At 59.9% G+C, this 21,725-nt stretch carries 21 protein-coding genes; 9 read left to right on the forward strand and 12 right to left on the reverse strand.

Going from position 1 to position 21,725, the window contains the following annotated elements; all coding sequences use genetic code 11:
- Position 1 precedes the first annotated feature (1 nt).
- From H3Z84_RS04430 to H3Z84_RS04450, 5 genes are all read right to left on the reverse strand, one after another.
- Complete coding sequence (locus tag H3Z84_RS04430; protein ID WP_199456577.1) at positions 2 to 577, reverse strand: cytochrome c oxidase subunit 3; 576 nt, start codon at positions 575 to 577, stop codon at positions 2 to 4.
- An 11-nt stretch (positions 578 to 588) separates the two neighbouring features.
- On the reverse strand, positions 589 to 2,412 hold the full coding sequence (locus tag H3Z84_RS04435; protein WP_199456578.1) for a nitric oxide reductase activation protein NorD: 1,824 nt from the start codon (positions 2,410 to 2,412) through the stop codon (positions 589 to 591).
- Between the two features lie 14 nt (positions 2,413 to 2,426).
- Positions 2,427 to 3,377, reverse strand: coding sequence for a 4Fe-4S binding protein (locus H3Z84_RS04440; protein ID WP_199456579.1), 951 nt, complete (start codon positions 3,375 to 3,377; stop codon positions 2,427 to 2,429).
- Positions 3,378 to 3,438: 61 nt separating this feature from the next.
- On the reverse strand, positions 3,439 to 4,854 hold the full coding sequence (locus H3Z84_RS04445; RefSeq protein WP_094623701.1) for a cbb3-type cytochrome c oxidase subunit I: 1,416 nt from the start codon (positions 4,852 to 4,854) through the stop codon (positions 3,439 to 3,441).
- A gap of 10 nt (positions 4,855 to 4,864) precedes the next feature.
- Positions 4,865 to 5,314, reverse strand: a complete 450-nt coding sequence (locus H3Z84_RS04450) for a c-type cytochrome (protein WP_094623702.1) — start codon at positions 5,312 to 5,314, stop codon at positions 4,865 to 4,867.
- 192 nt (positions 5,315 to 5,506) lie between these two features.
- Here H3Z84_RS04450 and H3Z84_RS04455 point away from each other — a divergent pair, with 192 nt between their 5' ends.
- Positions 5,507 to 6,424, forward strand: coding sequence for an AEC family transporter (locus tag H3Z84_RS04455; RefSeq protein WP_058341709.1), 918 nt, complete (start codon positions 5,507 to 5,509; stop codon positions 6,422 to 6,424).
- A gap of 9 nt (positions 6,425 to 6,433) precedes the next feature.
- Here the strand turns inward: H3Z84_RS04455 and H3Z84_RS04460 are convergent, their stop codons facing one another.
- Positions 6,434 to 7,345, reverse strand: a complete 912-nt coding sequence (locus tag H3Z84_RS04460; protein ID WP_199456580.1) for a cation diffusion facilitator family transporter — start codon at positions 7,343 to 7,345, stop codon at positions 6,434 to 6,436.
- 34 nt (positions 7,346 to 7,379) lie between these two features.
- The gene (locus tag H3Z84_RS04465; RefSeq protein ID WP_199456581.1) at positions 7,380 to 8,276 is read right to left on the reverse strand and encodes a cation transporter; all 897 of its coding nucleotides are present in this window, start codon (positions 8,274 to 8,276) and stop codon (positions 7,380 to 7,382) included.
- Positions 8,277 to 8,514: 238 nt separating this feature from the next.
- Here H3Z84_RS04465 and H3Z84_RS04470 point away from each other — a divergent pair, with 238 nt between their 5' ends.
- On the forward strand, positions 8,515 to 8,916 hold the full coding sequence (locus tag H3Z84_RS04470) for a DUF4175 domain-containing protein (protein ID WP_227508328.1): 402 nt from the start codon (positions 8,515 to 8,517) through the stop codon (positions 8,914 to 8,916).
- Positions 8,917 to 8,952: 36 nt separating this feature from the next.
- Here H3Z84_RS04470 and H3Z84_RS04475 read toward each other — a convergent pair whose 3' ends face one another.
- On the reverse strand, positions 8,953 to 9,423 hold the full coding sequence (locus tag H3Z84_RS04475) for an FAD-binding domain-containing protein (RefSeq protein ID WP_228285717.1): 471 nt from the start codon (positions 9,421 to 9,423) through the stop codon (positions 8,953 to 8,955).
- Positions 9,424 to 9,503: 80 nt separating this feature from the next.
- Positions 9,504 to 9,647: a DUF2256 domain-containing protein gene (locus H3Z84_RS04480; RefSeq protein ID WP_081697541.1), complete on the reverse strand. Its 144-nt coding sequence runs from the start codon at positions 9,645 to 9,647 to the stop codon at positions 9,504 to 9,506.
- Positions 9,648 to 9,720: 73 nt separating this feature from the next.
- Between H3Z84_RS04480 and H3Z84_RS04485 the strand changes: the two genes are divergently transcribed.
- Positions 9,721 to 11,409 (forward strand): HAD family hydrolase, encoded by a 1,689-nt coding sequence (locus H3Z84_RS04485; protein WP_199456583.1) that lies wholly within the window; start codon positions 9,721 to 9,723, stop codon positions 11,407 to 11,409.
- On the opposite strand, the gene H3Z84_RS04490 is transcribed toward H3Z84_RS04485, so the two are convergent.
- Positions 11,406 to 12,650 (reverse strand): substrate-binding periplasmic protein, encoded by a 1,245-nt coding sequence (locus tag H3Z84_RS04490; RefSeq protein ID WP_199456585.1) that lies wholly within the window; start codon positions 12,648 to 12,650, stop codon positions 11,406 to 11,408. The two genes, H3Z84_RS04485 and H3Z84_RS04490, sit on opposite strands and share 4 nt — an antisense overlap.
- Positions 12,651 to 12,742: 92 nt before the next feature.
- Positions 12,743 to 14,275, reverse strand: coding sequence for a cryptochrome/photolyase family protein (locus tag H3Z84_RS04495; RefSeq protein ID WP_199456586.1), 1,533 nt, complete (start codon positions 14,273 to 14,275; stop codon positions 12,743 to 12,745).
- Positions 14,276 to 14,452: 177 nt separating this feature from the next.
- Between H3Z84_RS04495 and hemN the strand changes: the two genes are divergently transcribed.
- From hemN to H3Z84_RS04515, 5 genes are all read left to right on the forward strand, one after another.
- The gene (gene hemN / locus H3Z84_RS04500) at positions 14,453 to 15,862 is read left to right on the forward strand and encodes an oxygen-independent coproporphyrinogen III oxidase (protein ID WP_199456587.1); all 1,410 of its coding nucleotides are present in this window, start codon (positions 14,453 to 14,455) and stop codon (positions 15,860 to 15,862) included.
- Between the two features lie 331 nt (positions 15,863 to 16,193).
- Positions 16,194 to 17,873, forward strand: a complete 1,680-nt coding sequence (locus tag H3Z84_RS04505) for a sodium:solute symporter family protein (protein ID WP_058341701.1) — start codon at positions 16,194 to 16,196, stop codon at positions 17,871 to 17,873.
- Positions 17,870 to 18,004, forward strand: coding sequence for a putative transporter small subunit (locus tag H3Z84_RS16970; RefSeq protein ID WP_213016947.1), 135 nt, complete (start codon positions 17,870 to 17,872; stop codon positions 18,002 to 18,004). Before H3Z84_RS04505 ends, H3Z84_RS16970 begins: the two co-directional genes overlap by 4 nt.
- Positions 18,005 to 18,080: 76 nt before the next feature.
- A complete protein-coding gene (gene ubiU / locus H3Z84_RS04510; RefSeq protein ID WP_199456588.1) occupies positions 18,081 to 19,076 on the forward strand; it encodes a ubiquinone anaerobic biosynthesis protein UbiU in 996 nt (331 codons plus the stop codon).
- 13 nt (positions 19,077 to 19,089) lie between these two features.
- The gene (locus H3Z84_RS04515; RefSeq protein WP_199456589.1) at positions 19,090 to 19,983 is read left to right on the forward strand and encodes a U32 family peptidase; all 894 of its coding nucleotides are present in this window, start codon (positions 19,090 to 19,092) and stop codon (positions 19,981 to 19,983) included.
- Between the two features lie 41 nt (positions 19,984 to 20,024).
- On the opposite strand, the gene H3Z84_RS17170 is transcribed toward H3Z84_RS04515, so the two are convergent.
- On the reverse strand, positions 20,025 to 20,156 hold the full coding sequence (locus tag H3Z84_RS17170; protein WP_266096174.1) for a hypothetical protein: 132 nt from the start codon (positions 20,154 to 20,156) through the stop codon (positions 20,025 to 20,027).
- Positions 20,157 to 20,370: 214 nt separating this feature from the next.
- Here H3Z84_RS17170 and H3Z84_RS04520 point away from each other — a divergent pair, with 214 nt between their 5' ends.
- Complete coding sequence (locus tag H3Z84_RS04520) at positions 20,371 to 21,702, forward strand: ferric reductase-like transmembrane domain-containing protein (RefSeq protein WP_199456592.1); 1,332 nt, start codon at positions 20,371 to 20,373, stop codon at positions 21,700 to 21,702.
- The last annotated feature ends 23 nt before the right edge of the window (positions 21,703 to 21,725 follow it).

Consider the following 21,725-nt stretch of genomic DNA (forward strand, 5'->3'; position numbering starts at 1 on the left):
CTCAGGCCAGAACGTAGAGCATCGGGAACAGCACCAGCCACACCAGGTCGACCATGTGCCAGTAGGAGGCGCCGGATTCCATGCCGTTCATGTCGTCGCCGTTGTAGTCGCCTTTTTTCACCTTTACCGCGAGAACCACCAGGATGATCTGGCCCAGTACCACGTGCATGAAGTGGAAGAAGGTGAGGAAGAAATAGAACATGAAGAAGGTGTCGGTGCCCAGATTGTAGCCGTCGGCGTAGAGATCGGCGTATTCGTAGAGTTTGCCGAAGGTGTAGATGGACGACGCGGCGATGGCGGCCCAGAGCAGGGCGGCCGTGCCGGTTTTGCGGTCGCGCAGGCGATGGACGGAGAGTGCGACCAGGTAACTGGCGGTGATCAGGCCGATGGTGTTGACCAGGCCGGTCCAGGGATGCAGGGCCGCCTTGCCGGCGGAGAAGGTGGCCGGGTCCATGCTTCGGGCTACGCCGTAGCCGATGAACAGGATGGCGAACACGGCCAGTTCGGCAAAGATGAAAAACCACACGGCGAGGTCGCCGGGCAGGTGCCGCCCGCGGGCGGCTTGAACGTCAGCCATTACATACTCCGTTAACGGGTCAGGTTCATGTACAGCTTGGGTAGCTGGCCGGGCAGCTGGGTCGGGTCTTTGATGACCACGAAGTTGCTGCTGCCGAATACGTAGGGCAGGTATTCGTTGGCTTCTTCGTCGATGGTCACGCAGAACGGGGTCAGCCCGGCCTTGTGGGCCTCCTGCACGGCCATACGGGTGTCTTCCACGCCATAGCGGCCTTCGTACAGGTCCAGGTCGTTGGGTTTGCCGTCGGTCAGCAGTAGCAGGATTTTCTGGTGTTCCGGGCGGGCCTGCAGCAGTTTGATGGACTGGCGGATGGCCGCGCCCATGCGGGTGTAGTAGCCCGGCTCCAGGGCCTGTATCCGGCCCCGGGTGGTGTCGTTGTAGGGCTCTTCAAAGCTCTTGATGTGGTGGAAGCGGATGTGGTCCCGCCGCCGTGACGAGAAGGCAAACAGTGCAAACGGATCGCGGCTGGCGGTGAGTGCTTCGCTCAGCAGTTGCAGGCCGTCCCGGGCGATGTCGATCACCCGCTGGTGGTTATTGATGTAGGTGTCGGTAGACAGGGAAATGTCGGTCAGCACCAGGCACGCCAGGTCCCGCTGGTTCTGCTTGCACTGGCGGAAGAGTTTCTGGTCCACCTCGCCGATGCCGCGTTTGTGCTGCACCATGCGTTCCAGGCAGGCGTCCAAGTCCAGCTCTTCGCCTTCCAGCTGCCGGCGCTCCCACTGGCGCAGGGGCTTCAGGGCGCTGAACTGGCGGCGCAGGGTCTGGGCAGAGCGATTCAGGTGCTCGGGCAAGGGCGAGGGCACAGCGTCTTTGCTCAGCAGGGGCTGCAGGCAGCAGAATTTTTCCCGGTAGTCCTGCCGGCGCCAGTCCCATTCCGGCAGGTGAATGCCCGGCCCCAGGTGCAGGTCGTCGTTTTCTTCCGAGGGCAGGTCCAGGTCAAACTTGATGGCGGAAGACGCTTCGCGGCGGTCCTGGGACACGGAGATCATGTCCATGTCGTCGGCCACGGCGTCGGCGTCTTCCTCTTCGCTGTCGTCGCCGGCGCGGTCGATGGGAATGAATTCAGACCAGGAAAACAGGCTTTCCAGCCGGAACAGCATCAGCCCCTGATCTTTGTCGAAGGCATCCACCCGCTCGGCGCGGCGGCGTTTCCGTTTTTTGGCCAGGCCGCCGGATTTCGACATGGTGTTGTCGTCGCCAATGATCTGACCTTTGAGTTTTCCGCGGCCCAGTACCGGATACAGCCAGAGCACCACCGGCCAGGGGTCGGTCAGGGCATCTGGCAGGTCGTCTACGCTGCCCGGGTGGATCAGGGCCTGGCGAATGGCGGCTTCACGCTTGCCTTCGGTGCCTGGCAGGCTCTCCGGCGCAGGCCGCCACCGCAGCGTGTGTTTGACCAAGCGCTGGTACATGGGCTCAAGGCCGGGCCAGCGCTCAAGTAGCTGCTGCACCATGGCCTGATTACCTTTGAGCCAGCTGTGGTGGTTAATCTCGCCCAGAGAGGCCAGGGCGGCAAGCCACAGGTACAGCTCCCGGTTCACCTTGCGGGAGGGAAACAGCGCCAGGCGGTCTGGCAGGCGCAGGCTTTCTTCGTCCCGCCAGGCCAGTTCGAACTTGCGATGGGTACCGGCCAGCTTCTGCAGGAACTTCCGGCGAATCTGGAAGTGCCGGGGTTCAGCCGTCACCAGGCTCAGGGCGGGATCGCCGCCCATGGCGCGGAACAGCACGCCCAGCGTGCGGGCTTCGTCTTTCAGGTGCACAGCGTACTCGGGGAACTCGCCCATGGCCTGGCGGGTTACGTAGTCGTGCCATTTAAGTCCGACCCACTCTTCCATTTCGTGTCCTCGTATCAGGCCCGTGTCTGGCGCGGGGTAGATTCCACCTGGCGCACGGGAATCAGCACCGTCTGCTTGCCAGGTTCGCCGGGCTCCCAGGTCAGCAGGGAGCCTTCAGGGTTGTCTTTCTGCACCTCGCGGCAGGCGCTGACGCACTGCAGGCACTGGGTACAGCTGAATTTTGCCCGCTTGTGGCTGCGGGTGGGCAGGCGCATGGGGCAGGCTTCGTCGCAGGCCTTGGTGCAATCCCGGCAGGCGGCGGCCCGCTTGGTGTCGAAGGTCACTACCCGGCCCTTGCCGTTGGTCATCCAGGCGATGCTCTGCACCAGGCCTACGGCGCAGCCGTATTTGCAGAACAGGTGCCGGGCGAACAGAAAATCGAAGGTAAACACCGCGGTGGCTACCGCCAGGAAAATGCCCGGGTACAGGCTGAGCTGGCCGGTGACCAGGTCGGTATACAGAGGGATAGGCGGCAGCAGGTAAGACAGCAGCGCTAGGGCCCAGGAAAAGCCGATCAGCGCGCACACCAGGGTCAGGCCGGCCCAGTGGATGGCCTTGCCGGTGCTGCCTTTTTTCAGAGCTTCCCACAGGGTAGGGCGGCCGGTAACGCGTGCCATCAGGTCGTTGATGGTTTCTACCACGGAAAAATGCGGGCACAGCCAGCCGCAATACAGACGGCCCCATTTGAAGGCAATCCAGAGTACCAGTGGCACCAGTACCAGGATGGGCAGAATGAACCAGAACAGGATCTGGCCCGCTACTTCGGCCGGGGTGCTGTGGGCAACCCAGTCCAGGTTCAGGTTAAACGACAGGGGGAAGCCCAGCAGGATGAAGCGGGTTTCGGTCAGGTCGTAACGGAAAATATTGAGAACAGGCGCAAGCAGGAACAGCAGGAAGAAGGCGCTGCGGGTAATCAGGCGCTTCTGCTGAAGGGTGTCTTTCGGGTTGACGGTTTGCGCATGCACAGGGCTTGTCCAGGATTTCGGAAATGTGCCGGGGCCTGGAGGCCCCGGCGGTTATGCCTTATCAGGCATCTTCAGTGGCGGGACCACGGACTTCTTCGGCAGGGCTGGCCTGACCTTTGATGAAGAAGCTGCCGAGGTAAACCACCAGGCCGGCCATGAAGAAGGCACCGGCTACGAATCGCATCCAGTAGAACAGGGCAATCTGATCCTGGCCTGCCATGAACGACATGGCCTCACCGCTTTCCGGAATGCGCTGCAGCCAAACCTGCAGTACGCCGGCACCGGTCAGGAACAGGGTGATGAACACCATGGAGATGGTCATCAGCCAGAAGCCCCACATTTCCACAATCTGCGCCGTGTTGCTGTTGCCGTAAGGACGGCCACGCATGATCGGCACTGCGTAGGAAATGATGGTCAGCACGATCATTACGTAGGCGCCGTAGAACGCCATGTGGCCGTGGGCCGCTGTAATCTGGCTGCCGTGGGTGTAGAAGTTCACCGGAGCCAGGGTATGCAGGAAGCCCCACACGCCAGCACCTAGGAACGCCATCACGGTAGTACCCATGGCCCACAGCATGGCGGCCTTGTTGGGGTGGTTGCGGCGGCGACGGTTGATCATGTTGAAGGCGAATACCACCATCATGAAGAACGGCAGCGGTTCCAGTGCAGAGAACACAGAACCCAGCCACAGCCAGTACTCAGGCGGCCCAATCCAGAAGAAGTGGTGCCCGGTACCGATGATGCCGGTAATCAGTGCCATGGCGATGATCACGTACAGCCACTTCTCGATCACTTCGCGGTCCACACCGGTGAGCTTGATCAGCACATAGGCCAGGATAGCGCCCATGATCAGTTCCCACACGCCTTCTACCCACAGGTGCACGACAAACCACCAGAAGTACTTGTCGGTAGCCAGGTTGCTGGGGTTGTAGAAGGAGAACAGCCACAGTACCGCCAGGCCAACCAGGCCGGTGATCAGTACGATGTTGACCACGGTCTTGCGACCTTTCAGGGCAGTCATGGCAATGTTGAACAGGAACGCTACCACAACCACGGCGATACCGATCTTGGTTATCGTCGGTTGTTCAAGGAACTCCCGCCCCATGGTGGGCAGCAGCTTGTTCATGGTGACCTCCGCCAGGGTGGCGTAGTCTACGAACAGGTAGCCCAGAATGGTCAGGGTGCCGGCTACAGCGAACACCCAGAACAGAATCCACGCCAGCAGCGGGCTGTGCAATTCAGTTTGAGCTTCTTCCGGAACCATGTAGTAGGTTGCGCCCATAAAGCCGAACAGCAGCCAGACAATCAGCAGGTTGGTGTGAACCATCCGCGCAACGTTGAAGGGAATTTCCGGAAACAGGAAATCGCCCACAACGTATTGGAGACCCAGAATCAGGCCGAACACAATCTGGCCGGCAAACAGAATCAGGGCAAAGATGAAGTAGGGCATTGCTACCCTTTGAGATTCGTATTTCATGTCTGCTCCCTTACCCTTCGATGTTGGGTGGCCAACCGTTGTCGTCGATCTTGGATGTCCACTCCAGGAAGGCGGCCAGGTCTTCGATCTCGGAATCGCTCAGATTGAAGTTAGGCATCTGGCGCCGGCCCGGGATATTGGTGGGCATGGCGTTCATCCAGGCTTTCATGTAGGACTTGAAGACCTCGGTATCACCACCGCCACGGCGGTCGAATACGTTAGCCAGTTCCGGAGCGAAGTAAGCACCTTCGCCCATGAGGGAGTGACAGCCAACACAGTTGTTGTTCTCCCACAGGTGTTTGCCCCTGACTACCTGCTCGGTCAGTTGGTCGCGGTTATCCCGCTCGGGCATAGCTCGCAGCTGAGTGTCAAAAGTCAGGGCCAGGAACAACAGGACGAAGAATGCACTCCCCCCCAGATATATGTTCCTGGCCATGCTTTTGGTAAAGCGCTCGGCCATTGGTCTCTCTCCTTGGTTGTTTCAAATACCTGACTGCCCCACTAGGATATAAAGATGCATTCCTAATGCTGTTGATGATTATCAAAGAATGCCCGATGTTTCTCTATTGCGCCGGGGAGTTACCTCCAGATGGGTAGGTGATAGACTGCGCCGCCGTCCTGTCTGTAAACAATCTGTCCATATGGAGTGTCGATGGCCGCTGCGTTTGCTCTTTTCTTCAAGCTGATCCCGCTCTACGTCACGGTTGGGCTGGGCTGGATTGCCGGCCGTTACCTGGAAGCCAGCGGCCGGCATATTGCCGGCATCATGCTGTACATCGTCACGCCGTCTGTGGTGTTTTCCGGTGTTATGGCGGCGCCGCTGTCGCCGGAAGTCATCCTGTTGCCGTTCCTGGTGTTTGGAATTTCCTCGTTACTGGGCATTGTTCAGCTGAAGCTGGCGAGGAAAGTCCTGACCGATGGCAGTGCCAACATCATTCCCCTGTGTGTGGGTTCCGGTAATACCGGGTACTTCGGGGTGCCGGTGGCGCTGCTGCTGTTCGGAGAAGAAGGGCTGGGGCTTTATATCGTGTGCATGCTGGGCACCACCCTGTTCGAGAACTCGGTGGGCTTCTACCTGGCGGCCCGGGGCCGATACAGTATCCAGGATGCGCTCTGGCGGGTGCTCAAGCTGCCTTCGGTGTACGCTTTCCTGGCGGCCGTGGCCCTGAACCTGGCGGGGGTGGGCATTCCGGACATCTTCGTGCCGTTGTTCGACAACCTGCGCGGCGCCTACAGCATTCTGGGCATGATGATTATTGGCATGAGCATTACCAGCTTCCGGGGGCTGGCGGGTAACGTCCGGTTCACGGCGCTGGCGTTTTTCGGCAAGTTTGTGGTCTGGCCGCTGGTGGCGATCCTGTTCTGGTGGGTCGATTCCACGATTCTGGGCGTCTACGAGCCGGCTGTGCACCAGGCCATGTTCCTGATTTCCATCACGCCGATCGCGGCCAACACGGTGGTGATTGCGACCCTGCTGGATACCTCGCCCAGGCAAGCCGCGGGCACGGTGCTGCTGACGACGCTGTTCGGCCTGGCGTTTATCCCGGTGATGATCTCTCTGGCATTCTAGGCCATCCGTTCAGTGGGTTGTCCCGTTCGGGCAAGGGGCGCAGCCCCGTTCCCATTGAATGGTGGTGTGATGGATGTTGAACTCGGCCGCCAGCATGGCCGAGGCCTGGTGGATGGCTTCGTCATCGCCTTCCGGGTCCGGCTTGACCAGGTGCACCGTCAGGGCATTCTCGGTGGTGCTCAGGGCCCAGATATGCAGGTGATGGGCAGACTGCACGCCGGGCAGGTGCTCCAGGTGCTCGCGCATGGCAGCCGGGTCGATTCCCCTGGGAACGGCATCCAGCGCCAGGTTGATAGATTCTTTCAGCAACTGCCAGGTACCCAGGAAGATCACCACGGCAATAACCAGGCTGATCACCGGGTCGATCCAGGCTTGGTCGGTGAACATCAGTATCGTGCCTGAAATCACCACCCCGACCGATACCGCAGTAACGGCGGCCATATGCAGGAAGGCCCCGCGAATGTTCAGGTCACCCTTCTGGCCTTTCATGAACAGCATCATGGTGATGCCGTTGATCACCACGCCGATGCCGGCCACCACAACCACTACAAGGCCCGCGATTTCTCCCGGATTGCCGAGCCGCTGGAGGGCTTCCCAGGTGATACCGCCCACCGCGGCAATCAGAATCAGGGCATTGAACAAGGCTGCCAGGATGGTGGTTTTCTTCAGGCCATAGGTTTTGCTGGTGGTGGCCGCTTTGCTGGCAAGCCAGCTGGCGGCCCAGGCCAGGAGCAGGCCCATCACATCACTCAGGTTGTGCCCGGCATCGGCAATCAGCGCCAGGGAGCCGGACAGCACGCCGTACACCGCTTCAATCACTACAAACAGGGTGTTCAGGATCACCGCAATGGCAAAGGCGCGGTTGTGGGTGTCGAACTGGTGGCTGTGATCGTGGCCGTGGCTATGGTCGTGGCTGTGCATGGTTTCCTCGTTCGGGGAATGTTCGGGCGGAGGCTTAGCCCTTCAGGGCCAGGATGCGCCGGGCTCCGCTCAGTACAATGAAGCCGACAATGGTGCCGATGACCAGGTCTGGATAGTTAGAGCCAGTCCAGGCCACCAGCGCGCCGGCAACAATAATGCCCAGGTTGATGATCACATCGTTGGCGGAGAAGATGTAGCTGGCCCTCATGTGGGCGCCACCTTCACGATGCCGGGAAATCAGCAGCAGGCAGGCGGTGTTGGCGATCAGGGCGACTACCGCGATAGCCATCATCAGCGTGGACTCCGGCTCGCTGCCGAAGACAAACCGCCGGCCCACCTCAAGCAACACCCCGAGCGCCAGGATAAGCTGCAAAATGCCGGCAACATGGGCTGCCCGCACCTGCATCTTCACGCCATGGCCCACGGCGTAAAGCGCCAGGCCATAGACTGCGGCATCTGCAAACATGTCCAGCGAATCTGCTATCAGCCCGGCAGACTGGGCGATCAACCCCATCACCATCTCAAACACGAACATCAGGCCATTGATGGCCAGCAGGACCCACAGCGTGCCGGCTTCCTGTTGCTGGGTTGCCCCGGAAGCGGCAGCTGCCTGAATGGCTTCCGTGCTGGCCTTGCGGGTATCCCGGAGCTCCGCTCCGAGCCCCAGGGTGTAGAGCTTGTCGGTAATTGGCGAGGCCTCTCCGTTATGCAGTACCTCGAGGGTGCGGCCCGGCAAATCGAACGACAGGCCCTGAACGGCGCTGAAACCGCCCAGCGCCATGCGAATCATCCGCTCTTCGGAGGGGCAATCCATCTTGGGAATCCGGTAAGTGCTCAGCCAATCGCCGGACGCGTCATTGATATCGCTCCGGGCCGTTTCGCCTGCTGTAGGTTTACTGCTGCTGCAGCAGTTGTTGCAGGAAGTGCTCATTCATAGCTCCGGTTCATGAATCGGGTCATCCTATTAGAAAACCTGTTAGTTACTGCAGGGTCAAGACAGTTTACACAAAGAAGGATCATGGTCTTAACTGTAAGAGATGCTCATCAATAATGATGAAGAGGTGGATCTCATGAACAGGTTTACACGAATAGTCGCATACTCCGTTTTGGTGTCAGCCCCCTTGCTGGCTTTTGCCCAGGGCAACTCTGGACAAATGCCCCGTGGAGGCATGATGAATCAGGGTGGCATGATGAACCAGGAGCAGATGCAGCAAATGCATCAGAACATGTCTCAGATGCAGGAGATGATGCAGGAAATGCGCAACGCCAAGTCCGACGCCGAGCGCCAGCGTATCCGCGAGCAACACATGGAGTCCATGCAGCAGCATATGCAGTTGATGCGTGGAGGCGCAGGCCCGGGCATGATGGGACAGCGCCAGGGGCCGTCGGATGGTGGCCAGGGCATGGGTAACCAGCCCAAAGGCCAGGCCGGTGGTATGGGCCCTCGTTCCGGCGGTGCCGGTATGGATCCGGAACAGCGCCTGGAAATGATGGAGCAGCGTATGGAGCACATGCAACTGATGATGGAGCAAATGCTGGAGCACCAGGCGCAGAGCCAGAGAGGGCGGTAAACAAACTTGGAGTTTGTTGTTTTTCCGTTGAGTGATTTAATCAAATAAAGACAGCTGGTTGTCCTGTGTCTGCTTGGCTGCCGCTTTCGGCCGTGTTTGGTGCGGCCCCTTGCGGCTGCCGTGGCGGTCCAGCACCCGGCCAGTCTCTTCCCGGCTTATGTGTTGTTTTCGGAAGTCGCCCACCGCCTTGCGCGCTGCCCGGGCCGCCTGTTCATGGTCGCACACCGGGGCAATGTAGGTGTTGCCGCCGAACTTCGCTTTCTGGGTAGGCGTCATCAACCAGGGAGTATGGATCATTTCCCGGGGCACCCCAGCCAGCTCGGGAATCCAGCGCCGGATAAATTCGCCGTTCGGGTCCAGCTTCTGGCTTTGCAGCACCGGATTATAGATGCGCAGGGCATTGATGCCGGTCAGGCCGGATTGCATCTGGGCCTGGGAATAGTGAATGCCCGGCTCGAAATCGGTGAACAGTCGCGCCAGGTGCAGGGCCGGATCACGCCAGTGCAGTCAGAGTTGATAGCTGGCTACGGCCATCAGCGGGGCGTGATCGCGGGTGCGTAGATCCCGCTTGAACCAGACCACTGTGGTCATGGCTGCGTGCTCCGGGCGCGGCGGCAGCGTTCACTGCAATAGCGAACATTGTCCCAGTCTTTTGCCCACTTCTTGCGCCAGGTGAAGGGGCGCTGGCAGACCGGGCAGGTTTTTTCGGGCAGGTGTGGTTTTTTGTGCATCCGGGGTTTTTGGTTTTTACTGAGGGTATGGAGTTTGATGGATATACGTGACTGAAACGGCAAAGGTTTTCTTATGACCAAACTGAACGAAGGACTGCAGCCCCCATCTGTCCTTATCTTCGACTGGCACGGCACGCTGGTGGACACCCACGATGCCATGTTCAGTGCCATGGAGGAGATGCTGCCCCAGCTTGAAGAGCTGGGTTTGGTAGAGCAGCTCTTGCCGGAAGACCAGTGCCGCACCGAAGACGACGCCCGGCTGGTACGCTACATCCGCATCTTTCGCCGCTTGCACCCGCGCATTCTGGCGGAACGCCGGGTGTCCCGCACGGATGTCTTCAACGCCATCTTCGGCGACAACAAGGCGGCCAAGTTGCAGGCGCACAAGGCCTACAACAACGCCTATCGAAAGTATTTTGGCCGGGTTAGGCCGTTCCAGCCCGGTGCCTACGAGTACCTGTCGGCCCTCAAGGCCATGGGCATCAAGCTGGCGGTGTCCACCAACCGTAACCGGGAGTTCCTGGACAAAGAACTGGATATGGTGGACGAAGGCCGCTGGCATAACCTGTTTGACGCCACCGTGTGTGCCGACGATGTCACCGAATACAAACCGGACCCGCAAGTGATCCTGAAGGTGCTGGAGCAACTGGGGCTGCCGGCAGACCAGAAGGCCTGGTACATCGGCGACAGCTATGTGGATATGCTCACCGCCCACCATGCGGGGGTGTCTGGCGTGTTCTACAACGGCGCTTGCTGGGAGCCGGAACGTATCGACAGCTGGTTCACCAGGCGCGATGCACCGGCCGCCGTTCTGGACAGCTTTGAAGACCTGATGGACCTGATGGCGCTGCTGGAGCGGGAGCAACCGGATGCGTTCAGCGCCAGCCCGGCAGAAGTGCGCCCGAAGCCTTTCCCGGCACCGGAGCGACCGGAGCCCCGGATCGAGCCGGACTGGCACCCGGCGGTGGTGAAACTGATTCGCCCGGCGGTGATCCTGTTCGACTGGCATGCCACGCTGGTGGATACCCTCGATGCCATGTACCACGCCGTGGACGACATGTTGCCGGAGTTCCACAAGTTGGGACTGATGGACCGGATGGCAGCGCCGGAAGACAGCAAGACCCCGGAAGATGCGCGGCTGGTGGCTTACGTGCGCGAATTTGCCAAGCTACACCCGAAAGTGAAGGCAGACCGGAAAATCTCCCGCACGGATATTTTTGAAGTGCTGTTCGGCGATGATCAGGACGCCAAACAGCTTGCCCACAAGGCCTTCAACCATCATTACCGTAACCACTACGGCACGGTGAAAGCGTTCGAACCCCGTGTAAGGGATGTGCTGGAGGGATTGCACCGGCTGGGGATACAGGTGGGGGTGATTACCAACCGGGACCGGGAGTTCTTCGAACACGAACTGGCAGCGGTGGAAGACACCGGCTGGACCCACCTGTTTGAGGTGGATGTATGCGGAGACGACACCCCATTGCGCAAGCCGCACCCGGACCAGCTGTTGCTGGCGGTACAGAAGCTGGATTACCCGCCGGACCCCAGCGTCTGGTACGTGGGAGACTCCACCACGGATGTGATTGCGGCCAAGCGGGCAGGGATGACGGCGGTATTCTTTAACGGTGCCCAGTGGGACTTGCCCTGGCTGAACCGGATTTTTCCGGGCACCCACAAACACCCGGACAAACCGGATGTGGTGGTGAATGATTTCTCGGAGTTCTGGGCGCTGGTGCTGGCCTGTGAGGTAGGCCCGCCCTAATCGCTGGCGCCTTTCAGGGCTTCTTCGATGGCAAGCCCGATGGACAATACGCCTTCTACGCCGTTGTTCGGCTCGTCCAGCGGCAGGGGAAAGCTGACGATCACCTGGAACCGGCTGGTGGATGCATCGTAGCGAATCGGGGATACCCAGAAGTCTTGCCTGCGGGTTAAGCCCTGACTGGTTTCTTCAACCAGGTCCTGGAACTTTGCTTCATCCCCCTGCCAGTAATCGGAGGACAGTTGGCTCATGGCTGACAGGGCACCCTGGCTGTCGATCAACAGAATCTCGGTAACCAGAGGGGCTTGCTTCGACTGCCAGTGTGCCAGGGCCCGGGAGGCTGGCAGTTCCAGGATCTGGCGGGCCAGGGGTGTCATGCTGGCCGGGGCCAGTGCCTGCCAGACGGTGTCCTGGGTGAGGATGTCAGTAAAGGTGTTGTAGTGGCTGCCCTGGTGCAGGGCTCTTTGCAGGTCTACCTCGCTTGCCAGGCTGCGGGCCAGTTCTCCGGCTATCCTGGTTACCTGCTGGTGTTCCTCGCCGGATAACTGTGTCTGGGTGCCCATGCAGGCGGGCAGGCTCAGATTGAACCGATTCATGAAATCCGGGTGCCGGGTGACAAATTGCGGGTTCAGGTACAGGTGTAGCGGGGCGTAGCGCAGAAAGGTGTGCTGAATACCCTGATGCAGCTCCGGCTGCTTTTCCCGCAGTCCGGACATCACTCGCTCGTCCAGCAGGGCCAGGTCGATGCGTTTTCGTTTCAGCAATGCCGGCAACTGGCTGGCGCTGCCCACAGCAACAAAGGCTTCGAGCCCTTGCTGCCTCAGCCAGAGTTCTTCATTGCTGCCACCCACCACGCCAATGCGGGCGTTTTCAGGTACCGGTTGCTCGCCGGTGTAGAACCAGTGCCATTTCTCCAGTGCAACCGGGTGGCTTGCCCAGGCGCTCTGGTCCAGCTCCGGTGAGCGGTCGACTGCAAAGTAGCCGTCTACCAGGTTGCGCTTCAGCGAATACAGGGCGCGGTTCTGGGGGACCAGTCTGATCTGGGTATGGGCTCCGGCCTGCTCCATGGCGCAGCGTATGGTGTCTGCGGTTTCCCCGCCAACCTCCGGGCCATTCGGTGTCTCATTGGCGTATTGGTAGGGCGGGGAATGAAAGGTATAGAGGGTGTAAACCCGATGGTCCGCTGCCGCCTGGGCGGCAGCCACAGCCAGAAACAATCCGATTGTCAGAGACCGAATCTGCATAGTTTGGCGAGCATCCCTGTGACCAATTTGTGAAAAGTGCCAGAAGCATAGCAGTGATTGCCCAATATTTCTGCTGGCAGCGGGGCCCCGGTTCACAGGTTTTCGATGTCCTTTAACAGCTCGTCGGCCCGGGCCAGAATCGCTTGCCGGCGTTCCGGGGCTTGTTTGTCCCAGTTCCGGTACATCATGGTCATGCGCGGATTGTTGGCAAAATCCTGCCGGTGCCGGTCAATAAAGTGCCAGTACAGGCTGTTGAACGGGCAGGCGTTATCGCCGGTGGCGTCCTGCACCCGGTAGTGGCAGTTCTGGCAGTGGTCAGACATGCGCTGGATGTATTTGCCGCTGGCGGCGTATGGCTTGGAGCCCAGGTAGCCGCCATCGGTGTGCATCACCATGCCCAGGGTGTTGGGCAGCTCTACCCAGTCGAAGGCGTCGATATACACCGCCAGGTACCAGTCACAGATGGCTTCTGGTCTCACCCCGGCCAGCAGGGCAAAGTTACCGGTAACCATCAGCCTCTGAATGTGGTGGGCATAGGCGTTGCGGGCAGTGGCGTCGATGGCTTTGTGCATGCAGCGCATCCGGGTGTCGCCGGTCCAGTAGAACCAGGGCAGCTCCCGGGTATTGCCCAGGCGATTTTCCCGGGCGTAGCCGGGCATCAGCAACCAGTAGATGCCGCGCACGAATTCCCGCCAGCCGATGACCTGGCGGACAAAACCTTCCACCGCATTCAGCGGCGCCCGGCCGGCGTGCCAGGCCCGTACCGCTTCCTCGCAAACCTCCATCGGCTCCAGCAGCCCGGTATTCAGGTAGGGCGACAGAATGGAGTGGAACAGCCAGTCTTCGTTGTCTGACATGGCATCCTGGTAGTTGCCGAAGCAGGGCAGGGCAAAGTCGATAAAGTGGCCAAGGGCCTGGCGGGCCTGTTCGGCGTTGACGGCGTAGTGGAAATCGTCTGTGGTGCCGAAATGTTCCGAAAAGTGCTCGTTCACCAGTTCGATTACGTCAGTGGTGATGGCATCCGGTTCCTCCCGGAACGGAGCCGGGGCAGGAGGCTTGCCGGTCCATTTCTTGCGGTTATCGGCGTCGAAGTTCCAGTGGCCACCTTCGGGCTGGCCATCTGGCGTCATCAGCAGGCCGGTTTTCTTGCGCATCTCCCGGTAGAAGAACTCCATGCGCAGCTGTTTCTTGCCCTCGGCCCAGCGCGCGAACTCGTCAATGGCGCACACGAAGCGGGTATCCGGGCGGATTTCGACATTCAGGCCCAGCGTTTTATGCCACTGGCTGACCTGGTTGTGTAAACGCCACTCACCGCACTCCGTGGTGATCACGCGTTCCGGTCGGTGTTCCCGGGCCAGCTCCGCTATCACTTGTTCAAGAGATTGTGCCGGGTTGTCCGGGTGGTAGTTCTGGTAATGCACCCGCCAGCCTTCGCGTTCCAGCTCCTGGGCAAAGTGCCGCATGGCGCTGAATATGAATGCCAGCTTCTTCTTATGGTGGTTGGTGTAGCTGGCTTCGCTGTGGACTTCGGCCATCACGATCAGGTCGTTTTCCTTGTCTGCGCCATTCAGGGCAGAGAGTCGGGGGCTGAGCTGATCGCCCAGAATCAGGATGAGATTGGCCATGTCGGGCTCCGGCTGAGTTTATCCTTTAGAGGTAGGCAGAATACGCCATGGGCGCAAGGGTGGTTCATTGGTTAAGCTGGTACACTCAGCTGATTCGCATCAAACAGTGACTGTCGCCGGTCAGGCATAATCCGCGCTTTCCGGCTTGCCAATCCTATTCGACGTTAGAGTTTTACTATGGCTTCTGATACTGCTGCAGAAAACAACCTGCCCGCTTTTATCTGGGACGAGGCGCTTATCCGCCGCTATGACCTGAGTGGCCCCCGCTACACGTCTTACCCCACGGCGGTGGAGTTCACCCCGAATTACTCCATTGAAGACATGGTTAAAGCGGCAGGCCGCAGCAAGGCCTCCGGCGGGCCAATTTCGCTCTACACCCACCTGCCGTTCTGTGCGCACCTCTGCTACTACTGCGCCTGCAACAAGGTGATTACCAAGAAGCGCGACAAGGCCATGCCTTACGTGGAGCGGGTACTGAAAGAGGCGGCCATTCAGTCGAAACTGTTCGGTGCCGACCGGCCCGTCCAGCAGCTGCACTGGGGCGGTGGCACACCCACCTTCCTGCCCCGGGATGTGATGCAGCACCTGATGGCTGGTTACGGTGAGTTGTTTAACCTGCAGTCTGGCGATGAGCGGGACTACAGCGTGGAAATCGACCCCCGTGAAGTGGACGAAGATACCCTGTCGACCCTGTGGGAACTGGGCTTCAACCGCATCAGCCTGGGCGTGCAGGATGTGAACCCGGAAGTGCAGAAAGCGGTGAACCGCATCCAGCCCCGGGAGATGACCGAAGCAGTGCTGAACGAAGCCCGCCGTATCGGCTTCCGCTCCATCAACCTGGACCTGATCTACGGCCTGCCGCACCAGACTCCGGAAAGCTTTGCCGAAACACTGGAGTCGGTGATCGAGATGTCTCCGGACCGCCTCTCGGTGTTCAGCTACGCGCACCTGCCGGACCGGTTCTACCCGCAGACCCGTATCCAGGCTGACACCCTGCCGAGCCCGCAGCAGAAGCTGACCATTCTGCACAACACCATCAATCGCCTGCTGGAAGCCGGCTACGAATACATCGGTATGGACCACTTCGCCAAGCCGGACGACAGCCTGGCAGTGGCCCAGCGCGAAGGCCGCCTGCACCGGAACTTCCAGGGTTACACCACCCACTCTGATTGCGACCTGGTGTCTCTGGGTGTGTCTGCTATCGGCCAGACCGACGATGCCTACTTCCAGAACAACCACGACCTGCCGTCGTGGGAAGCGTCCATCGATGCCGGCCAGCTGGCCATTATTCGTGGCGTAGGCCTGACCCGCGACGACCGTATTCGCCGCTGGGTGATCGGCCAGCTGATCTGCCAGTTCCGGCTGGATCGCAAGCAGTTTGCCGATAAATGGAACGAAGATTTCGACCGCTACTTCGCGGATGAAATGAGCCGCCTGAAGCCGATGATCCAGGACGAGCTGATTGCGGATTCCGGTTCCGTGCTGCAGGTTCAGCCGGCCGGACGGCTGCTGATCCGGGCCATTTGCCAGATCTTCGATCTGTACCGTAAAGAGGGCGCCAGCCAGCGGTTCTCACGGATTATCTGATCGTACACTAATATTCTGTCCTCTAAAGACTGGACTGGGGAGTGCCAAATGCGTATGGTTTGGCGCTCCCTCCTCCGGGCTGTTTCTATTTGTGGTGAAGAGGACAGAAAATACCATGACATCTAAAGACTTTCGTGGCCTGTTGGCCCATCTGAGCTTCCCTTAGCAAGTCTGACCTCCGGGCGCCCCTGCCCAGCTTTCGTTACCCCGTTGCCCCGCTGCAACACCTCCGCGTGCGCGGACTTTCCAGACGAATGGCTCCACCCTGGCGAGCAACCTATGCGTTGCAGACTGCCGGTGGGTTTCTGTCGTTTTGAACAGAGGTTGAGATTTGAACGAGAACGGATTTACCCAATTTTCGACAATCACCGTATTGTTACTGCTTGCCGCCTTCTACGGCGGTACCTACCTGCTTACCTTGCTGATTCGCAAGGAAAAAGAAGATACCTCCGGCTTTATGGTAGCCGGCCACCATGTCGGTTTCGGTATGGGCGCGGCCAGTATGACCGCCACCTGGATCTGGGCCGCGTCTTTCTACGCGGCAGCTACCTCCGGGTACACCTACGGGGTGTCCGGGCCGATCCATTATGGCCTCTGGGGCGCGCTGATGATCCTGTTCATCTACCCCTTCGGCCGCCGGTTCCGCAAACTGGCCCCCAACGGCCATACCCTGGGTGAGCTTATCCACGCCCGTCATGGTTCTTCCAGCCAGCTGATCCTGGCCGGGTCCAACGTGCTGGGCAGCATTATCAGCCTGATGGTCAACTTCACGGCCGCCGGTGCGCTGGTGTCGGTGCTGTCGCCGTTGTCTTTCGAAACCGGTGTGATTGTGGCCGGTGTGGGCGTGCTGGCCTACACGCTGACGTCCGGTTTCCGGGCCTCGGTGTTTACCGACTTTGCCCAGCTGGTGGCGCTAATGGCGATTGCCATCATTATTATCCCTGCGGTTCTCTACTCTGCAGGCGGCCCCAGCGTCATGGTGGAAGGCCTGAGCAAGATGACCGACGAGCAGGCCAACCTGTTCTCGGTGGAAGCCATCATGAACCAGGGCGCACCTTTCTTTGTGGCGGTTCTGGCCTATGCCATCGGTAACCAGACCATTTCCCAGCGCCTGTTTGCGGTGCGCGAGAAGAACATCAAGTCTACCTTCGTGACCGCCACCATCGGTTACGGTGCAATTGTGATCGGCCTGGGCATGATTGGCCTGATGGCGCTGTCGGTTGGTGTAGAGCCCATCGACGGCAAGATGAATAACCTGATTCCGCAGATGGTGTCTACCTACCTGTCGCCGTTCTTCGTGGCCCTGTTCTTTATCCTGGTGATCGGCTCGCTGTCGTCCACCGCGGATTCTGACCTGTCCGCGCTGTCTACCATCATGATGGCGGATGTCTACGGCAAGAATATCGCCAAGGACAACCCAAACCCGAAAGTGATGATGCTGGTTGGCCGCATCACCATGATTGTGGCTACCGTGGCGGGGCTGATCTTTGCCAGCTTCTCGCTGGATATCCTGGTGATGCTGGTGTTCGTCGGCGCACTCTGGGGTGCCATCGTGTTTCCGGTGATCGTCAGTTGCTACTGGGACAGGGTCACCAATTCCGCCTTCACCTGGTCGGTGGTGGTGGCCATGGCGCTGTTCTGTATTGCCCGCTTTGAGCTGCTGGAAATGACCGGTATGACCGTACTGGCCTTCGAAGTCCTGGCGTCTGTCGGCGGAGCCGTGGTGATCGGCATGATGGTGTTCGGTTTCTTTGGCCGCGCGGCAGGACTGGTTGCCGGTGCCATAACACTGGTGGCTATGCTGATGTTCGCCACCGGGTTCCTGAGGGACTACATGGTGCTGGTAGCTTCACTGACGGCCTACGGTGCCAGTGCCGTGGTATGCACCGCCATGACCCTGCTCAGCAAGGAAGAACGCTTTGACTTCGACCTGATCAAGAAACGGGTTGGTGACTATGACGACGCCGACAGTGAAGACACTGCCGGCCTGATTCCGGAGGGTGCGAAATGACAAACGAACTGGTTTACGGTGCTTATATCCTGGTGTGGCCGGCCATCACCCTGGTGGTGCTGGGCGTGATCTGCGGCGCGGTAGCCCGGGATGTCCGCCAGGCCCGCAACAACGATGATGACCTGATCTGACCCCGGTCTGACAATGGTCAATGCGCCGGCAGGCCCGGGGCAGTAGGTTAGCTCCTTCACCACGTGGAGGAGTGTAATGGAACTTGTCTGCCCTGCCGGTAGCCTGCCGGCCCTGAAAACCGCTGTGGACAATGGTGCCGATGCGGTTTACTTCGGTTTCCGCGACAGCACCAACGCCCGCCAGTTTGCCGGCCTGAATTTCAACGAGAAGCGCGCCGGGGAGGGCATCGAATACGCCCATTCCAAAGGCAGCCGGGTGTTCTGCGCCATCAACACCTATCCGCAGCCAGACGGCTGGGAACACTGGAAAGGCGCGGTAGACCGGGCTGCATCCATTGATGTGGATGCCATCATCCTGGCCGATATGGGCCTGCTGGACTACGCCGCCAACAAATACCCGCACATCCCCCGCCACCTGTCGGTACAGGGTTCGGCCACCAGCCACGAGGCCCTCTCGTTCTACAAAGACAACTTCGATATCCGCCGGGCCGTATTACCCCGCGTATTGTCGCTGGACCAGGTACGTGGTGTCGCCAAACACAGCCCGGTTGAACTGGAAGTGTTTGCCTTTGGCAGCCTGTGCATCATGGCGGAAGGCCGTTGTTATCTGTCGTCCTATCTCACCGATGAATCCCCGAACACCCGTGGTGCCTGCTCTCCGGCCAAGGCCGTGCGCTGGCAGGAAACCCCGCAGGGGCTGGAGTCGCGCCTGAACGATGTGTTGATCGACCGCTACGGCCCCGGTGAAAACGCCGGTTATCCCACCCTGTGCAAAGGCCGCTTTGAGGTGGAAGGCAGTGTGTACCACGCCATTGAAGAACCGGTCAGCCTGAACACCATGGATATCCTGCCGGAGCTGCAGGAACTGGGCATCAGCGCGGTGAAAATCGAAGGCCGGCAACGCAGCCCCGCCTACATTGCCGACGTGGCCCGCACCTGGCGCCAGGCGCTGGACGGGCTGGCAGCACACCCGGGCATGTTCACGGTAGAGGATGCCTGGCGTAACACCCTGTCTGGCCTTTCCGAAGGTGGCCTGACCACCATCGGCGCCTACCATCGCAAGTGGAAATAAGGTTGTATCCATCATGATGAAGCTATCCCTGGGCCCGACCCTCTGGTTCTGGTCCAAGCAAAGCGTGTTTGATTTCTATGCCAAGGCCGCGGAATGGCCGGTCGATACCATCTACCTGGGCGAGGTGGTGTGCTCCCGTCGCCGGGAGCTGAAGCCCGATGACTGGCTGGACCTGGCCCGGGACCTGAAAGCCTGCGGTAAGAATGTGGTGCTCTCCACCCTTACACTGATCGAATCGGAAGCGGACCTTCGCCGTCTGCGCCGGTTCTGTGAACAGGATGAATTCCTGGTGGAAGCGAACGACCAGAGTGCCCTGCAGGTGGCTGTCCGCAACAAGATTCCGTTTATCACCGGCCCGTCCATGAACATCTACAACGTGGCCACCCTGAAGATCCTGGCCAGGCAGGGCTTGCAGGGCTGGAACCTGCCGGTGGAACTGGGCAAGGAAACCCTGGAGCAGTTAATCAGCGAGCTGAAGGCTGAAGGGCTGGACTTGCCTGCCGAAGTGTTCTCCTGGGGCTTCTTGCCGCTGGCCTGGTCGTCCCGCTGCTTTACCGCCCGCCATTACAACCTGCCCAAGGACAATTGCGAGTTCCGTTGCCTGGAGCATCCGGATGGCATGGAACTGCGTTCCCGGGAAAGCCAGGAGTTGTTCCGCATTAACGGCATCTCCACGCTATCCGGTTCCCGCTATGACCTGATGCGGGAGTTACCGGATATGGAACGCATGGGGGTGAGCACCGTGCGCCTGAGCCCGGAACATCAGGGCATGGACGAGGTGGTCAAACGTTTTGATCAGGTCCGCCGGGGGCAAGTGCCGGCCGCCGACCCGCTGCAGCTGGTAGAGGCACCACCCTGCAACGGGTATTGGTATGGCAAGCCGGGCATGGACCTGGTAGGTGCCTGAGCACTAGCAAAAGGCCGGGGCATTGAACCCGGCCTTTTGCGTCAGGGCCCGTTATTCCGGGCCCAACCCAGATCCTCAAGAATGGCATAGAGCGCTGGCAAGGCCACCAGGATCAGCACGGTGGACACCAGCAAGCCGAACACCACCGAGATCACCAGTGGAATTACCGCCATGGCCTGAACCGCCAGCCCCTGAATACCCCCAGATACAACACCGCCGCCGCTTAGGTATCGATACTGGCGGCTATGCACCCCTGTTCGATGCCGAGCTGCAGTAGGGTGTAGGTAAAAGTGGTGTAAAGATCACCCGGTTTGATTTACCTCAAGCATTACGAGCGGTGGTAAGCGTAGTTTGCTATTAGTTGATGGCGACGCAGAGGAAATTGCCATGTCGCGTATTCCGTTGTTTTTCTGGGGGCTGGTTGCAGTCGTCAGTGCTGTCTGGTTCGCAGCCGATAGCCTTTGGGTGAGCCCGTTTGCTTACTTCCCGTTCCGGTCGGTGTTTGTGCAGTATTCCGGCATCCTGGCGGTGGTCATGATGGCGGGGGCCCTGGTGCTGGCGTTGCGGCTGCGGGTTCTGGAACGTTGGGTTGGTGGCCTGGACAAGGTGTACCGGCTGCACAAATGGCTGGGCATTGGCTCGCTGGTGCTGGCCACGCTGCATTGGTGGTGGGCGCAGGGCACCAAGTGGATGGTGGGCTGGGGCTGGCTGGATAAGCCGGCCGGCAAAGGGGCCGGGCAGCAACTCACCGGCCTTGAAGCCTGGTTCCGCGGCCAGCGGGGGCTGGCAGAAACTTTGGGTGAATGGGCCTTCTATGCGGCTGCCGTGCTGATTGTGCTGGCGCTGGTGAAGGCTTTTTCCTATCACCTGTTCCGTAAAACCCACAAATTGCTGGCGGTGGTGTTCCTGCCCCTGGCCTGGCACAGCTTTATCCTGATGGAGTTTGATTACTGGGCAGCACCCATTGGCTGGCTGACTCAGGCCGCTGTTGTGGCTGGCAGTGTTGCAGCCGTTTTGCTGCTGGTGGGCTGGCCGGGCAAGGTTCGGAAGGTACCGGGGGAGGTGGTTTCGGTCACCCGCTATCCGGACCTGAAAGTTTTCGAGTTTCTGGTGAAGGTAACGCAGGGTTGGTCTGGCCATAACCCCGGGCAGTTTGCCTTTATCACGTCGGATGCTGCGGAAGGCCCGCACCCTTACACCATTGCATCAGACTGGAACCCGGAAGCCCGGTGCCTGAAGTTTGTGGTCAAAGAACTGGGGGATCACACCCGCCGGGCCAGCCGCCGGATCTGCGAGGGTATGCCGGTTACGTTGGAGGGGCCCTATGGCGGCTTTGATTTTGAAGATGATTGCCGCACCCAGATCTGGGTAGGGGCGGGCATCGGCATTACTCCGTTCATTGCCCGGATGGGTCGCCTGGCGGGTTGTCCTGACAATCGCACCGTTTACCTGTTCCATCCAACCGCGGATGTCAGCGAGGAGGCCCTGGCAAAGTTGCGGGCAGATGCGGAAGCCGCGGGAGTTAACCTGGTCATTCGATGCAGCCGCACCGAAGGCCGGCTGACGCCGGAGGAAATCCGGGATGCGGTACCCGACTGGCAGAATGCCAGCCTGTGGTACTGCGGCCCGGTGGGGCTGGCCAATACACTGTTCAACCAGTTCCGGAAATGGGGTATGCCGGCCCGGCGGATGCATCGGGAGTTTTTTGATATGCGCTGACCGGCACCCGGGTGTATAACTGT

It is taken from the genome of Marinobacter sp. bablab_jr003 (assembly GCF_016464245.1).
Lineage (GTDB): Bacteria > Pseudomonadota > Gammaproteobacteria > Pseudomonadales > Oleiphilaceae > Marinobacter > Marinobacter vinifirmus.